This is a genomic window from Faecalibacillus faecis, from assembly GCF_003024675.1.
GTDB classification, from domain to species: Bacteria; Bacillota_I; Bacilli_A; order Erysipelotrichales; family Coprobacillaceae; genus Faecalibacillus; species Faecalibacillus faecis.
In genome coordinates this window covers 79043-95234 of record NZ_PYLP01000004.1, presented here as the reverse complement: position 1 = coordinate 95234, position 16192 = coordinate 79043, and the positions used below count along the sequence as shown (strand labels likewise).

The 16192-nt window shown below is 35.8% G+C and carries 18 protein-coding genes; 2 read left to right on the top strand and 16 right to left on the bottom strand.

All coding sequences use genetic code 11. The annotated features are described in order from the left end of the window. Positions 1–95: 95 nt before the first annotated feature. The 16 genes from C7U55_RS05220 to C7U55_RS13925 all read right to left on the bottom strand — a co-directional run bounded on the left by C7U55_RS05220 (position 96) and on the right by C7U55_RS13925 (position 14768). The gene (locus C7U55_RS05220; protein WP_455550092.1) at positions 96–239 is read right to left on the bottom strand and encodes a hypothetical protein; all 144 of its coding nucleotides are present in this window, start codon (positions 237–239) and stop codon (positions 96–98) included. After that, the gene (locus tag C7U55_RS05215; protein ID WP_162297413.1) at positions 211–1425 is read right to left on the bottom strand and encodes a Wadjet anti-phage system protein JetD domain-containing protein; all 1215 of its coding nucleotides are present in this window, start codon (positions 1423–1425) and stop codon (positions 211–213) included. Before C7U55_RS05215 ends, C7U55_RS05220 begins: the two co-directional genes overlap by 29 nt. Then, complete coding sequence (locus tag C7U55_RS05210; RefSeq protein WP_106987651.1) at positions 1412–4654, bottom strand: ATP-binding protein; 3243 nt, start codon at positions 4652–4654, stop codon at positions 1412–1414. The genes C7U55_RS05215 and C7U55_RS05210 overlap by 14 nt, the downstream gene beginning before the upstream one ends. Further along, positions 4623–5261, bottom strand: a complete 639-nt coding sequence (locus C7U55_RS05205; protein WP_106987650.1) for a DUF4194 domain-containing protein — start codon at positions 5259–5261, stop codon at positions 4623–4625. Before C7U55_RS05205 ends, C7U55_RS05210 begins: the two co-directional genes overlap by 32 nt. Further along, the gene (locus C7U55_RS05200) at positions 5254–6633 is read right to left on the bottom strand and encodes a Wadjet anti-phage system protein JetA family protein (protein WP_106987649.1); all 1380 of its coding nucleotides are present in this window, start codon (positions 6631–6633) and stop codon (positions 5254–5256) included. Before C7U55_RS05200 ends, C7U55_RS05205 begins: the two co-directional genes overlap by 8 nt. A gap of 282 nt (positions 6634–6915) precedes the next feature. Next, positions 6916–8217, bottom strand: coding sequence for an amidohydrolase (locus C7U55_RS05195; RefSeq protein ID WP_106987648.1), 1302 nt, complete (start codon positions 8215–8217; stop codon positions 6916–6918). A 112-nt stretch (positions 8218–8329) separates the two neighbouring features. Beyond that, on the bottom strand, positions 8330–9019 hold the full coding sequence (locus C7U55_RS05190; RefSeq protein WP_106987647.1) for a sensor domain-containing diguanylate cyclase: 690 nt from the start codon (positions 9017–9019) through the stop codon (positions 8330–8332). A gap of 212 nt (positions 9020–9231) precedes the next feature. Further along, a complete protein-coding gene (locus tag C7U55_RS05185) occupies positions 9232–10350 on the bottom strand; it encodes a DUF4368 domain-containing protein (RefSeq protein WP_106987646.1) in 1119 nt (372 codons plus the stop codon). Continuing rightward, the gene (locus tag C7U55_RS05180; RefSeq protein WP_162297412.1) at positions 10280–10912 is read right to left on the bottom strand and encodes a recombinase family protein; all 633 of its coding nucleotides are present in this window, start codon (positions 10910–10912) and stop codon (positions 10280–10282) included. Before C7U55_RS05180 ends, C7U55_RS05185 begins: the two co-directional genes overlap by 71 nt. A gap of 48 nt (positions 10913–10960) precedes the next feature. After that, the gene (locus tag C7U55_RS05175) at positions 10961–11179 is read right to left on the bottom strand and encodes a hypothetical protein (RefSeq protein ID WP_106987644.1); all 219 of its coding nucleotides are present in this window, start codon (positions 11177–11179) and stop codon (positions 10961–10963) included. After that, entirely contained in the window at positions 11179–11733 is a 555-nt protein-coding gene (locus C7U55_RS05170; protein WP_106987643.1) for a type II toxin-antitoxin system PemK/MazF family toxin, read from the bottom strand. The genes C7U55_RS05175 and C7U55_RS05170 overlap by 1 nt, the downstream gene beginning before the upstream one ends. 68 nt (positions 11734–11801) lie before the next feature. Then, positions 11802–12380: a hypothetical protein gene (locus tag C7U55_RS05165; protein WP_106987642.1), complete on the bottom strand. Its 579-nt coding sequence runs from the start codon at positions 12378–12380 to the stop codon at positions 11802–11804. A gap of 601 nt (positions 12381–12981) precedes the next feature. Then, positions 12982–13245 (bottom strand): hypothetical protein, encoded by a 264-nt coding sequence (locus C7U55_RS05160; RefSeq protein WP_106987641.1) that lies wholly within the window; start codon positions 13243–13245, stop codon positions 12982–12984. Between the two features lie 2 nt (positions 13246–13247). Further along, positions 13248–13580, bottom strand: a complete 333-nt coding sequence (locus tag C7U55_RS05155; protein WP_227213539.1) for a hypothetical protein — start codon at positions 13578–13580, stop codon at positions 13248–13250. Between the two features lie 10 nt (positions 13581–13590). Then, positions 13591–14358 (bottom strand): DNA polymerase Y family protein, encoded by a 768-nt coding sequence (locus C7U55_RS13930; protein WP_239985166.1) that lies wholly within the window; start codon positions 14356–14358, stop codon positions 13591–13593. Next, positions 14355–14768, bottom strand: a complete 414-nt coding sequence (locus C7U55_RS13925) for a DNA polymerase Y family protein (protein ID WP_239985165.1) — start codon at positions 14766–14768, stop codon at positions 14355–14357. Before C7U55_RS13925 ends, C7U55_RS13930 begins: the two co-directional genes overlap by 4 nt. 152 nt (positions 14769–14920) lie before the next feature. Here C7U55_RS13925 and C7U55_RS05145 point away from each other — a divergent pair, with 152 nt between their 5' ends. Together C7U55_RS05145 and C7U55_RS05140 are read left to right on the top strand one after the other, a co-directional pair. After that, positions 14921–15340 (top strand): helix-turn-helix domain-containing protein, encoded by a 420-nt coding sequence (locus C7U55_RS05145; RefSeq protein WP_106987640.1) that lies wholly within the window; start codon positions 14921–14923, stop codon positions 15338–15340. Between the two features lie 67 nt (positions 15341–15407). Next, positions 15408–15932, top strand: coding sequence for an ImmA/IrrE family metallo-endopeptidase (locus C7U55_RS05140; RefSeq protein WP_106987639.1), 525 nt, complete (start codon positions 15408–15410; stop codon positions 15930–15932). Positions 15933–16192 lie beyond the last annotated feature (260 nt).

The window sequence follows — 16192 nt, the reverse complement described above, 5'->3', positions numbered from 1 at the left end:
AGTACAAAAGAACACAAAAAAAGAGAGAAAAATCTCCCTAACTTGGCTCTACATATAGGTTTTAAGGATTTTAGACACTTTTAGAAGGTAAAGATTTATTCCCCGTCCCATTGAAAACATTCTAAAAGTTCGCTTGCTTCAATAGAAATAGATTTTGCAAGATTTGCAGGCGAATGAAATTGATCCCAATTATGATCCTCTGTAAATTTTCTAATGCGCGTAAGTGTTTTTTCTTTCATCTTCTTCTCCTATGATTTCTTGTTCTAATTTAACATTATGTTTTAACATATAATCAATAACTTCTTGATGTCTATCCTTAAATGAAAGTAATCTCTTACGATCATTGTCAGTTAAAGGTTTTGTATAAGCTTCATACTTTTTCAACATATTAACGTTCATTTTATATGTTTGAAAAGGAATTTGCGTTTTCTTTATTAAAGATTCATAAATATGGAAACCCCCTGCATCAATATCGCCAAAATGAAGATAAGCAACTCTTTCTCCTAAAAAATCATAAACACACTCTAAAAATGCTTCTATAACATGATTATGAAAACCATTTGTAAAAATAAAGAAAGCGTCTTTTAAAGATATATCATGAAATGATGTTAAATTTTCAACCGTCATTACCTGTCTTGCATCCATTCGTTTTATTTTTAAATCTTTAATACAACTACTTGGTAAAACAAAATAATGATTCATTTCATTTAAATCAATAATTTGTTCATTGATTTGTAAAATCGCACTTCCTTTTAAATAAACATAGGCTGGATTTTTACGTATATAAAACAGTTCAAAAGCATCATCTATATTTTCAATAGAATCATCATAAAAATCTTTAATAATATGATAAATTTTATTTTTATATTTTTCTAACTTCTTGGTATCACCCAATACTTTTTCAGAAAACTTTCTAAAAGAAATTTCTTCTTTTTGATTTTTCATTCCCTGCAGTATTTTCATAACATTCTTTAAATCTTCTTGATCATAGACTTTTAAATAAGGTGACACAATTTCATAGTTGAAAACTTTTTCTTCCATTGCTATTTGAAAATCATTAAAAAAAGAATCTAACTCATACATTTTTAAACAATTTAAATACTGATTTCTTTTTTCTTTAAGCGGTGTTCTATCTAATTCTTGATAAATCTTTGAAACACGTTCTTCTGTTGGAACAAAAATAAGTTTTCTGTTTCCTTCTATGCTTCCCTTTGCAAATTGAATAAGATCTTCTTTTTCTAATTGAAGAACAACATCTTCAATCTTTTCAAGAACTTCTGGATATCGACTCTGTCCATATTGAGGATAACGTTCATGTAAAACAATAGAAATTTTTTGTGGTTTTAAAGATTTTCCTTTGTAATAACTACTCTTTTCATAACGTTCAATAAAGTTATTTAAAATATCTTCTCTATAATTCTTCATCTCTAAACCCTTCGACAAAGGAATGTTGATTTTGTTTAATAACAAGTAATCTTGTATTAACATAAGGAATAATTGTACTTGCTCTTGAAGGTGGTACTGCAATAAACGTTTGGATTTCACGTTCATTATAGAACTTGATCATTTCTTGAATTCTTTGTTCATCCATGTTATTAAAAGCTTCATCAAAAATAACAACACAACCAAAACCTTCATTTTGATTTCGATTACGTACAACTTGTTCAAAACTTGCTGCCATAATTACATAGAATGGTGTTTGTGTTTCTCCACCTGATTTTTCTTTATTGACTTTTGAAAAATAAGCAAAATCCCCACTATTATATTTTATTTTAATATCATAATCTAAATAATTACGATAATCTGTATATTCAAGTAACATCTTTTCTGTTTCTTGATCATTTTCTACTGATGAAAGTTTAATAAACAACTCATCCATAATTCTTCTTTGACTTTCATTCAATGTTTCCGATAAAAGATTATTTGCCATATATTCTTTACCTGATTGGATAATTTTATAGTATTCTTTAAAATCATCTCTTGAAGTTGGTGAAACACAGAATTCATAAGTTTCCCCATTGAAATCTCTTTGTGCTAACCCTTTATTTAATTCATAAATATCTTTTTTCGCATTTTCAATCTTTTCATTTAATCCTGAAATAAAAGAGGTTTTAAATGATTCTTCGCATTTTAATTTTGCTTGCCTTGTTTTTTCTTCTTTAGAAACAATATCCATATCTTTCAATTGATGAAATCTTTGCTTATAACTTTCGATATCTTTTAAAGAATTTTCAAAGCCTATATTATATTCATTATTATAGTCTTTCATTTTCATTTCAATTTGAGATTCTACTTGACGAACTTTATCTTGAGAAACTGACTTTTGATAATCAATTTCATTTTTCATCGCTTTAAAATCTTTTACAAAACGTTTTAAATAGACAATAACTTTTTGATCAGCTTTTTGTGAAAGTTCTAAATGATCCATTTCAAATTGAATGATTTTTTCATGCAAAACATCATAACTTTCTTGAGTTTGTTCAAGCTGTTCTTTAAACGTTTCAAGATTATTTTCTAGACTTCCTTTTTTCATTAACGCATTTTCTTTTTCTTTTTTTGTTTGATCAAGTTGTTTCTTTACTGCTTCACATTCTTCTTGTAAAGAAATAATGGAATCATCAAGTTCTAATTTTTGATAACGCTCGTTGACTTCCTGGTATTCTTTTTCAAGACTATGATATTTATCAAGAAGATCAATACGATAAAGTATTTTATCAGCATTTGATTTTTTTAATAAAGATTGTGTATTTTTTAATGCTTCAAGTTCTACTTTTTGTTGTTTGATTTCTTGTTGTAATGTTTCTAATTGTTGTTCAATTGTTTTTAATTGAATCTTGATAGCCCCTAAACCAATATAAGGTTTATTATAAATACGGGGATTAAGTGCTCTTGCTGTATAGTTTTTGTAAAGCATGCATGTTGGTGTAATCGCTGTTGGATAATTCCTTAATTGTGTAACATCATCTACGCAGTGAACTTTTGAAAGTAACATGTTAACATACCATCTTGCATATGTATTTTTACATTCTAATTGATCTGCCAAAGTTTCCTTTAAAGCAACATTTCCATATTTAGCAAGTTTAGCAACATCAACAATCCCTACACCATAGATTCCTCTTTTATTTTTATACTCTTCATAAACAAGAAGAGCGTATTCAAAATATTCTGGCTCAACAATCAAATCAAATCTTTGGCTATTTAAATACCCTTCTAAAGCATTACGCCATTTTTCATCTTTAACTTCTATATATTCACATAAAGGTTTTACTTCAATGCTTTTACCAAAATGTTTTGTAAGTTGTTCATTTAATAAACAAATTAACTCTTGAATTTCTTTACGATAATAAAGTTGGTTTTCTTTTAAAGATGTATATTCCTCTTGATATTGGTTATATTGTTCAACATTTTTAGTGATTTCTAATTGTAAAGAAGAGCGTTGATATTCTGTCTTATTTGTTTTTTCTATAATTTCTTGTTCGACTTTTCGTAAATGTGCAGAAAGCGTTTCTGTGTGATATTCTTCATTTTCAAGGACTTTAATAAAAGCTTTTTGTATACGTAATTCTTTTAAAAGCTTGGCTTCTTGTTGAAGCTCATCTAATAATTCGATGTATCCTTTATGTTTATCCTCTTTTTCTTTTTTTAGACGCTCACATTCTTTCTTTAAATCATTTTTTAAATTATAGGTATCATTTTCCCTTAATGATTGATCGAGTTGATGATATTTTTCTTGGTAACTTTCTTCATCTTGATGAAGTTGATTGAGTTTTTGTTGAATAAAATTTAATTGGTCTTCAATTGTTTGATATCTTTTTTGACTATTTTCAATTAAAGAACGTAATTCTCTTTCATAAAGTTTTTCTTTCGTACAATCAAGAATATCAATTTGAAAAGCATTCCCTAAATACAGATTATAGAATTGAATAACTTCTTCTAAAGTATCACACTCTTTTTTAGACACTTTTAGTTTTTCTTCAAGGACTTTATAATGTTTAATACTATCTCTTAGATTTTGAATATCTACAAAATCTTCTTTAAGTAAAAAATCAACAATGAATTGATAAACATTATCAATTGCTTTAAAAGCAAGTGCCCTTGTTACTAAATCAAAATATTTTGGTTTTACCCCTAAAGCATTTCCAAAAAGTCTTTCTCCTTCTTTAATGGTATCTTTAAAGAATCCTTGTTGATTATTGGTATTAAGTTTATTTTTAAATTCCTTCTTTGTTAAAACTTTTCTTTCTTCAATAAAAGTAACATCATTTATTTGTGAGTCGAGAATTTGAAAAAATTCACGATTAAGACGTCCACCAGATGGTAAATCAATAACTGTTCCAATAATTTGATAATCTTTTGTTTTTTCATCAAAAAATTCTAAAACTATATAAGTTGTTACATCCCCATTTCTTACATATTCATGTCCTTCAATTCCGGTTTTACAACGAATATACGATTCAAGCGTACGATTTCCTATATCACTTGCGGCTTTATTGAATTTACACTTCCCAACTGTAAGTACATATTGAATAGCATCAAGAATTGTTGATTTTCCTGTACCATTTTCTCCTGTAATCAAAGCATTCTTATAAATTTCAAATTCAGTATTTGAAAAAGTATGCCAATTAATCAGTTTCACTTTCGTTAATGTTTTCATGTTGGTCTCCTTTCTTAAATTGTTGGATACGTTGATTTATTTCCTCTATCTTTTGAACAGGCAAAATATAATTGATTGTTGGATAAATAATAAGACGAGAATCATCTTCATTCAAATCGCCAACCCGTTCACAAATATTGTAACGTGATAAAAATTGATAAATCGTTTTTAATTCAGTTTTCTTTAAACGTTCATTATAAATTCCTGTGGCTTCTATTTCTCCATGAAGTTCTCCTAAAGTAATATGAATAAATTCCGTATCTTGAAGTTCTTGTGATTTTTGAAAATAAAGTTTTCTAAGCAACAATAAAACAATCGTTTGCATTTGATTAAGATTTAAATGATTGTAATTATTAATATTATGAATAAAGATGACACGATCTGCTTTATATAAATGAAAATCATAATCTAGCATCATCAAAAAATCTTTAAATAATTGTTCATTTTCACTTATAAAATAATAATCTTCTCGATCTCTTTTACGCCCTCCACATAAATAATTTACCGCTAATAAACGATTTAAAATACGTGAAAATTCTTCTTTCTTTTTTTCAGACAACAATAAATATGCTTGGGACATATTTTTCATTAGTTCATTTTTATTCATCTTCAATTCTCCTTATCATAAATTCTCTAAATTGATAATGTTCTTTTGTAATGATTTGATTTTGAGGTTCAATTTGATAACAGGCATTTTGGCTAAAGCCATAAAGCCATGTTAAAATAAACATCGATAAATCTTTTTGGTTTTCAAAATAAGTGGAACCTAAAAGAGATTCTTTTTCACTTAATTCTTCTAAAACGACTTTTTCACTTAATTCTTCTAAAACGACTTTTTCTATTGCTGTCTTCGTATATTTTTCATTGCGTTTTAATTTTTCAATGGCCTCTAAACGTGCATTTTCATCTAAAGGTTCATCAATGATTAAATCGACATTCTTTACTTTTTTGATGGTTCTTGGCAAGTAAAGAGAATTTTGATCTAAATATTTATTAACAGAAAGTGTCGTCACATTTTCAAAAGCTTCTATATAATGTTGTCCTTCTTTAAGAATATCATTTATTTTGCCACCAATATCTTCTTTAGCATTCATTAAAAACATAATACGATTTGTTGCTGAAGCAACAAACTTTTCATTCTTTCTATTGATTTCATTAATTAAATCAAGAATACTTTCAAAAGCATCAACAATATACGAAGTTTGTTTATAAAACAAATTGCTAGCTTCTTGATAAGAAATATCTTTAGAAAGCATTATATTACCAATGATTATTTCTGTTGTTTGTGGATCATCTACTATTTTTTGAATTTGTGAAATAATACTATTTCGATATTTTAAAGGGTGATCTTTTGTCGTCAAATTATAAAATGCTCGATCAACGATCTTCATCTGATAATCACTTAATAAAGAATCTAAAATTTGATTTAAATCATTCTTCATATTATCTTTTACCAAGCGCTTGATATAACGCTTAATATTTGTATTAAGATTCTTTAATTTTGTCATTAAACTTTTTGTCATGCTATATTGAGCATCAATGATTTTATGTCCATTTTCAACATCAAAGTTTTTAAACTGCGAGTAAATACTATAAACCATACTTGAATATTCAATATCACGATCTTCATCCAGATTCATTAAAGTTTCAATAATACTAATCGCATAGTCTTCAAAACTAGTATAAACTTGATAATTTTCTCCCACTTCCTCACTAATCCAGCCACATTCTTTTAAGCGACGATAAACATAAAAGGCTCTTTCACGTGGGGATTGAATTTGAACATCTTCTAGTTCAATTAAATGGTTGGTAAAATATTTTGTAAGTTCATAAATAAGATTTTCTTTCAGTGAAGCAAAAGAAGCGTCATCTTTAATATACTCATAAAGAACATCAATACATTCACTAATAACAATTCGATCAGACGTATTAAAAATATTAAAAAACTTTGCGGGTAATGTATCAAATATATTAACCATAGTTCCTCCTCTCAATAAAAAAAGAAAGTGTTTTTGATATTTCTATCAATTTCTTTCTTCTTTAATTTCGTTTTATAAATACCTATGTATTTTATAAACAGCCATGCAATTATAACATTTTTTAATCCATTATAAAATAGATTTTATCCTTTTAATCCTCTACTGCAAGTAAACAATCCCCTTTAAAGTGTTCTTTAAGAAAGCACTGATTTGATTTTCATTATATTTTATTCTTCAATTAATAATTGTACATCGTATTCAAATTCTAACATATAATCTCGTTTATTTTAACAATGAATAAGCAATAGCCGCCATAATTCTTGGTCCTTTATTAAGAACTTCCTCATTGAAATCAAATGAAGTATTATGAGGTGAAGCGGTAATATCTGTCAATAATTTCATATAGGTTGCTTTTCCACCGTGAACTTGAACATATTCCATCATATAAGAAAAATCATCACTTCCTCCTAATGGGCTTAAATTTTCTGGTGGTAATTTTAAATCAGGCATTTCTTTTTGACAAAGTGTTCGAATTTGATTCATAAAATCTTCATCACAATTTAAAGCAAATGCTTTTCCCATTTGTTTGATTTCTACAACCGTATCATGCATCAAAGCACAAGCATTAATAATATCTCTTGCATAAATTTCCATATATCGATTAAGCTCACTTGTAACTCCACGAACTTCAATTTCTAATTTAGCTGTATCTGGAACAACGTTTCTTCCTGTTCCCGCATGAACTGTTCCCACATTGACACGTGTTTGTCCATCACTGTTTCGAGGAATAGAATGTAAATTAATAATACAATTTGCAGCTGATAAAAGTGCATTTTTACCAAATTGTGGTGATTCAGCAGCATGCGTTGAAACACCATGATAAATGACATCAAGTTTCGTTGTTGCAAACGATTCATTCATTCCAAAATAGAGATCATAATCGTCATCTCGTGGCATAATATGAGCTGCATAAATATAATCAACATCATCTAGAAAACCACTTTCACAAATAGATTTTGCGCCACGTACGCCTTCTTCTGCCGGTTGAAATATAATTTTTAACGTTCCATGTAAATGTTCACTTAATTCCATTAAAATACGTGCTGTTGTAAGTCCAATGGATGCATGTCCATCATGACCACAAGCATGCATTGCACCTAAATGGCATGAAGAAAATCCTTCTTGTAAAGGGTAATGACCATCTGTTGAATCTTCAACAAGGCCTAAAGCATCAATATCAAAACGAATGGCGACAACTGGTCCATCTCCCTTTTTTAAAACACCTGCAACTGCTGTCATACCATTTTTAACTTTTTCTAAATATTTTGGATTTGCTCCTTCTTTTTTTGCACGTAAATAATTAAGATTAAAAATCGTTTCTGGTGGTAAACCCATACGCGCATCTTTATCCATGATCTCTTTTCCTACTAAAACCCCATAACCAAGTTCTTCTAAAGTTGTTGCAATTTGACAAGCTGTTCTTATTTCAAGCCAACCTCTTTCTGCATAATGATGAAAATCCCGACGTTGTTTAATCGTATCTTGATGATATTTAAAAGCAAGATCTTTAATTTGTTTATACATTCTATCACTTCCTTGAATTTATTATAGTACAAATAGAAAAAGGATGATAGTTTTTGTATCATCCTTAATAAGTAATTCGACCTTTTTCATCCCTTTTAGAAATATACATTCTTTAATCACATTTGTTCATCAAATCTTGTACACTTTCTTCATCACCAATTTGATGTCCATAATTATCATTTACACTTTTAAAATTATCCAAGTCTAAAAGTAAAATAGAAAATGGTGTATTATTCTTGATATATTCTTTATGAAGAGTATCTAATTCCGCATGAATAAATCTTCGATTATAGAGTTGACTTAAAGCATGCGTCGCATTTTCTTGTGAAAGTTCAACATTTAATTTTGTAAGTATTTTTGCTTTTTCTTGGTTTTCTCTTAAAGCAACAACATCACTTGTCATATCTTCTGTAATCACAAAAACTCCAATAACTTCGCCAGCTTTATTATGCACAGGATATTTTCTTGTATGTGCAATAATTGTGTGCCCTTTTTCTGTTTTACCTTCTGTTTCAACAACATTGATTGCTTTTCCTGTTTCCATGACCTTTTGTTCATCATTAAAAGCTTGTTTGGCATGTTCATGCGAATCTGGAAATAAATCAAAGTCCATTTTCCCTAAAACAGATCCCTTATAATCCTTGAATTGTGGATGCTTATGGTAGAACTGTTCATTGACATAAAGTATTTCACTTTTTCTATTTTTAAACAAAATAACAGCGGATCCTTCGGCATGAACAATTGATTCAATTAATTTAAAAGGATCTATTGATAATTCTGTATATAACTCTACAAGTTTCATTTTTTATCGCCATTACTATTTTATCTTTGATAGAGCATAATATAAAGCCTTTCAAAATGAATTTGTTTAGTATTTGTTTAGCAAATTTATTTAGCCTAAATAATTTTTTATAAAAAAAGAAGGAGCCTTAACTCCAGCCAAAGCCCCATAAGGATGTTTTTTGGCAGGGATACGGTGTAACCCCACAATCGGGGTTACACCGTTTTCTCTTTTCAGGCTGTAAGCCTGCATTCCTGTGGATTTGCTTTGATTTTAGCCATAAGGCTTTTGATTTCGTCCTCTGTGGGAATGTCAATCAGTCCGATAGCCGTGAAGTAGATGTCTACCTTCACATAGCAATGACCGCTTGATTTGTCGTTGTTATGAACCTCAATCCTGCGAATTAGAGAGTTCACAAGGGTTGGTGTCAATTCTTCAAAGGATGTACTGTTTCGCAGAACCTTCAATAAGGTTTTCAAGTCAAGGCTCGTCTGTTCAATACAGGCGAGTTTCTTTTCGTCCTCTGCCACCTTATTGATAAGGTGGCATTGCTCGTTCTCGTAATTGACCGACATTCTTGCATAGCGTTCGGCAGAGATGTTACCGAGGACTTGATCTTCATAGATACGCTCTATCAGTTTGTCAAGGTCTTGAATACGCCGTTTTTCGTTTTCAATGGCAGTTCTAAGTTTAGAGGTTTCTGTCCGTTTAGATAAAATGTCCTTTTGTGCCATTAGATACAGAAATACCGGCTCATAGCACCTTACGAAGTCCGCTAAACTGTTGATTGCTTCAAGTACGATTTTTTCAAGCACAACATTACGGATAAAATGTATCTGACAACTTCCTCTGCCACTTTTGTAATTGGCGCAACGGTAATGCTCCTGATTGGCGTTCAAACTCTTGGCAGCACAGAAGTTGAGTTTTGAGCCGCAATCAGCGCAGAACACTTTGCCGGAGAACAGACTTGTCCTGCCCGTTGCTGTCGGACGGATACGATGCTCTCGAAGTTCCTGCACCCTTTTCCAAGTATCCTCGTCAATGATAGCAGGCTGAGTGTTCGGGATGATCTGCCACTCGTCCTTTGGCTTATACACGGTCTTGTGTACCTTGTAGCTGACTGTGGTGGTCATAAAATTTACCGTACAGCCTGTATATTGCTGATTGACGAGAATGCAGGCGACCGTTTTCTGATCCCAAGCGTATGGGTCTGTGTACTGTTTCCGTGTCTTTCTGCCGAGTGAAGCATAATAGGCGGTGGGAATAAGCACCTTTTCCTGTTCAAGTTGCCGTGCAATTTGCGAAGGTGCACAGAGCATAGATTTTTCGTACAACTTCCGCAGCCGGTTCATCTACCAGCCAGTCCTCTTTGTCCTGTGGGTTTCTGACATATCCAAATGGGACGGAGGAACTAACACGCTTGCCGTTTGCCGCCTTGTTCTTCCACACCGCACGGATTTTCTTACTTGTTTGAGCTGCATACCACTCATTGAAAATGTTGTTGAACGGCATCATCTCTGTACCTGTTTCTTTCAGGGTATCGACATTTTCCTGAATGGCGATGAACCTTACCCCCAGCGTTGGGTATTTGATTTCAAGGTAGTTACCCACATCGAGATAGTTTCTGCCAAAGCGGCTCAAATCCTTTACAATGATGGTGTCTACCACGCCCTGCTCCACCAAGTTTTCCATTTGAATAAAACTCGGTCGGTCGAAGGTTGTACCTGAAAATCCATCATCCGTGAAAAACTGCGGATTCGGAAAATTATTCCGCTGAGCGTATGCAAGTAAAATCTCCTTTTGGTTCGATATAGAGTTGCTCTCGCCTTCACGCCCGTCATCTTGCGAAAGGCGGCAGTAAAGAGCCGTAATTTTGGCTTCGTTTTGCCCTTTAATATAGTTTGCTGTTGCCATTGTCATATCTCCTTTCCGACAACCGGGCATTGCAAAGGCACAATTATCTTACCGCGCCTTGGCGTTTTCTGCAATTATGCGATTTTCCAGCAAATCCTCTGAAAGTATCAGGTCACGGAATTGCTGCAATACACACCTACTGCCTTCAGGATCAAAGTGGGTAGAAACTTCATACACCGTTCCACCGATTTTCATTTTGAAATCGTTGTCGCTGAAGTCAGAGGAAAATTCAATGGCTGGGTTGCGCTTCTGCGAAGTATTCTCCATTAACGCCCCTCCTTGCTTCTTTCGATGAAAAGGTAATCATAGCCGAGATTCTGACACTTATCGCATTTTTCCTTGACTCTCGCAAACGGATCAAGGCGCTTCACAATGAAGTTTGTATTGTTCTTATAGTCCTCCAAGCATTTCACGCAAAGGCAGCGAATATCTGTGGGTCTGCGATAAGGCTTATCTGCCCAAAGTCCCATTGCTTTTTTGATACCGATATTGATCTTTTTCATATAATGCTCGTCATCGATTTTGCCGATATATTCAATGAGGTCGGATTGATTGACGGTTTTCAGTTGTTCGAGCATCACCATAGACGGATCTTTCAATCCGAATCGATCGTCTAAAATGATGTGGGACGGTAAATACTGCTTTTTGATAATGGAGGTCATTGCGGCAATTATCGTTGTGTTGCTTGCCGCATTGCCCTCATCACACTGTACGACCAAAGCAGGACGCACACCGCTTTGGATTGATCCACCGTTATTGCCGAAATTGTAAAGATAGATTTCTCCACGCCGAACCTTGCTGCTTATGTTCTTGTTTTCCATAATGTATAACCCCTCATACTTTTATTTTTGAAAGGCGTTCCTGACCAGATCAGAAATAACCCCTTCACTTACTCTGAATAAGGGAGGTCTTTTGGCAGGGTGTTTTTCAAAAATTTTTTCATCTTTTTAATTGCGGCATCGTATGACTCCTGAATTGTGTTCTTTGCTTTACCCTCCGAAGCGGCAATTTTGGCAAAAGACTTTTTTCCGAAAATGTGCTGGTTCACACGGCTTTGTTGGATGGGAGTAAGCAGTGCAAACGCTTTTTCCACAAGCCGCTGCGGAAAGCGCTCCTGAAACAAGGCTTCTGCAAAATCGGGGACACAGCATTCAATGTTGTAGCGCTCGGTCATGCCATCCTCAAAGCCGTAGCAATCATCTTTCTGCATCCGCTTAGAGAATTTGTCCTCGTTGCGCTTATAGTCTGCGATGACCTCTCCGGCAGCTTTGCTGAGGAGCAGAAACGGACAATAGTGCTCTGCAACAGGCGCATACCGTTCCATAATCTGAGCGTAGCTGAGATCGGTGACAATGGCATACTTTTCTGTGCCTGTGTAGCCGGGATACTCATAGCCTAGCTTGATAACCTTACACTCAACCTTAAATTCTTCTGCCAGTGCTTCGATGTTGATTGTGTTATTCGTCATTTTGCGTAATCTCCTTTGAATTTTGAATTTGGTGTTCTGATTCAAAATTCGGAGATCACGGATATTCAGCGATATAGCAGAGCCACTTGTTCAGCATAGAAAAAGGCTTCCTTTCAGAGATTTCTCTGCCGGAAGCCCTTGGTCGGTTGTTCTTGCCGAAAAAAAGAAGCCACCGGCAAGACAGGGTAAGCCTATGGCTTACTGTCTTGTCGGTGGCCTCTCATATCTGCATAGCAAGTTTGGTTTAACCAACCGAAGTGTTCAAAGCAAGTGACCTGGAGATGGAATTACGCAGTCTGTTTCACCTCAACCATTCCGTCGTTTTGCTGTATTCAGTTTTTAGCCGATCAATAATATCGGATTTGCCCTTCCGGGGCATAAAGGTCAATCTTGTCGTGTCAGCGTCCTTTCTGGACTCGAACCGCTACGGTTCCGCACCTTTTACACTCATACTTGATTTTCCCCTCATCATTTCTATATCCGTAAAGCAATGCACCGCAGTTAGAGCAATACATCGGTATAGGTGTCCAATTATCTTTTGTCACGCACATCACCTCATTAAGTTCCTTGACGCTTTCAGGGCTGATGAATGGTGGCATCCTTAGAGAACTGCTCTTTTCTTGCCTTCTACAAACCACTTTCCATTTTCTTCATCGAAAAGGAAGGTTTCCGTGCCGCATATCATTACCGTATAACGAAGCCCTGTTCCACCGACCTTGGTCGATGCCGCACGACAGCAGTGCCTTACACGGTCGATCTCGTAGACCTCACCATCTTCAAATTTGATTTTTCGGGGTCGAGCCGTTCCATCCGTCTTATTGGTAACATCGACTTCCACATATACCTTGCGCCGTTCTTCTTCCATCCTTACACCTCATAATTCTTCATACTGGCAACCAGCCTACCAAAATGGCGATAGCCATCCAATGGCTTGTCAGAAACTTTGAACTTAGGACGATCATCGCCGGAATTGTTCAGATAGCAGGAAAGGCGTCCGTCCTTGAAGTCCTTGCTGACATCAAAGATAAGAAACATTCCCTCATAAATACCGTAGTGGGTGAAATGGTTCCCTCCATCTGCACGGAAAATAATCAGATCATTGCTGCACCCCTGCAACAAACAAGACGGCATCGAAACATAGGTTTCGATCTCATCAGGCACAACAATTTCATCAATCTTGTTACTGCTTGTACTAATCATACTGACCTCCTTAACAAAGCACCCCGGTCGGCATAGTAATCTTAGGCTTTTCACTCGGCATCCGGAGATTTTGAAAAAGGATGCCGTTGCGGATGCTGTTCTTGCCGAACCGCTGGCGAATGGTTTCAATGCACTGGTCGAGCCTTTCTGCTTTCTCAATCTTTTCGATGTTCATAAACAAATCGACTTGTCGGGGCGTGTCCTGTGGCACCAAGTTGATTGCCTGAATCGTGACTGAGCGAATCGGGTTCCTCCAGTCGTATCTTTTTTCAAAGAGGGCAAAAGCCGCTTTTGCGATCAGCATTGGGGATTGTGTAGGCATATCCAATGCCGCTTGCCATTGCTTTGAAAAAAGTGTGTTGTCCCGTATGTGAATGGCGACTCCATCCGCACACTTTTTGTGGACACGGAGTTTATGTCCGATGTCCTGCGTCAATTCGAGAAAGACGGGCCACACCTGCTCGTCGTTCTCCAAATCTTCGATGGTAGTAATTCCGTGTCCCACGCTCTTAACCGGAGAAACAAAGTCGGCGTTCATAACACGAGATCGGTCATTACCATTTGCATACTGCCAAAGGGCAATTCCGTTTTTACCGAGCCGTCGGTTTAGAAAGTCAGGATCGGTCTTAGCTAAATCGCCAATGGTTCTAATGCAATAGCTATCTAATACACGCTGCGTTGCCCGTCCCACACCGAGCAAGTCCGCTGCGGGGAGTCCCCATATTTTTTCCTGAAAGCTATCCTTCGGAATGACTGCCACAGCGTCCGGCTTTTTCATATCCGAACCGAGCTTGCAAATATCTTATTGAAAGACACGCCGACTGAGATGGTCAACCCCAGCTCAAACTTGATCGTTTCTCTTATGTCATTTGCCACCTTTTCAGGGGGACCAAAGGTGTAGTCTGTTCCGCTGATGTCAAGCCAGCACTCATCCATTCCATACGGCTCAACTTGATCTGTGTAGCGCTGGTAGACATTTCTTGCAAGTTTAGAGTATTTGATGTACTCCTCAAAGTGCGGAGGCACTACAACAAGGTTTCTGCACTTCTGCTTCGCTTGCCATACAGCATCGCCGGTTTTTATACCAAAGGCTTTTGCGGCGTAGTTTTTGGCGAGGACTATACCGTGCCTTTCTTCCACCGAGCCGCAGACAGCGACAGGATACTTCTTCAAAACCGGGTCGAGCATACATTCAACCGACGCATAAAAGTTGTTCATATCGCAATGCAGTATTGATCTGCTCAACTAAATCACCTTAATCCTTGAAAATTCTGCGAAACCTCTTGACAAACCAAAATGTCGTGTTGCTAAAAATAGAAATCTTATGGAGGGAATTGATAATGAAGTTCAGCGACAGATTAAAAGGGCTGAGAGAAAAAAATGATATGACGCAGGAGCAGCTTGCAAAGGTTTCCGGCGTTTTCCCCCCCCGTACCATACAGAGATACGAATGCGGAACCTCCCGTCCTCGCTTGGATGCAGCGGAGAAGCTGGCAACGGCACTTAATATTTCTGTGGATCAGCTTCTCGGTACGGATGGTATGCTCGTTGCTCAGGCTGCGGAGCAGTACGGCGCACGAGGTGCCAAACAAGCGCAACAGCTCACAGATGAAGTAACCAGTTTGTTTACCGGCGGTGAGTTGGCACAGGATGATATGGATGTTATGATGCAAGCCATTATGGATGCCTATTGGCTTGCGAAAGAGAAAAACAAAAAGTACACCCCAAAGAAGTACCGTTCTAAGGGCAAGCAGGATTGAGTCCCGTTTATGGGACACATTGTGTGTTAGAATGGAAACAGGAATAAACTGAAAAGGGGTGAAGCAGATGTATGTAAGCACTTCGGAAATCGTACAAAAAGCAAACTCCATTGTTGCTCAATGCGGAACCCGTGATCCTCTCAGAATAGCAAGGGAATTAGGAATCGAGGTAATGTATTATCCGTTCAATGAACAGCGTGGAGCATATAAAGTCTTGATGCGTAATCGCTTCATCTATATCAAAAATGATCTGCATCCAGTTATGGAGAACATCGTGCTACTTCACGAATTAGGGCACGATGCTTTACATCGGGAGGAAGCCACGAAAGTCGGGGGCTTCAAAGAGTTTGAGATCTTCAATATGAGGGACAACCGTATGGAGTACGAAGCCAATCTCTTTGCCGCACAGATTTCCCTATCAGATGAGGACTTCCTTGAACTTGCGGAAAGAGGATACGACACGCAACAGATCGCACGGACATTGAACTCAGATATTAACCTTGTCGCTCTAAAAGCCGATACGCTGATCTCTCAAGGCTACCGTTTGCGCCAGCAGGAGCACTGTAACGATTTTCTAAGATATGACAAATAATTTGATGACGCCCTTCGAGATAATGGCTCTGCAATGTTGCGAAACTTCCCACCACTATTGGGTCATGCCTGTCTATGTGCGGAGAGGCTTGGTGGTTACGAAACTGACAAAGAATGGGCTGAAAAGCTGCTTCCCGCAATACCCCGGAAGAATGCTATATGCCACAAAAATAGAAGACCGCCATCTCAAAGAGCCGTTGCTCACCGAGATGGCGGTCTTTTATATGCAGATAGGTTTTATGCTTACGACGGTTACCTTTG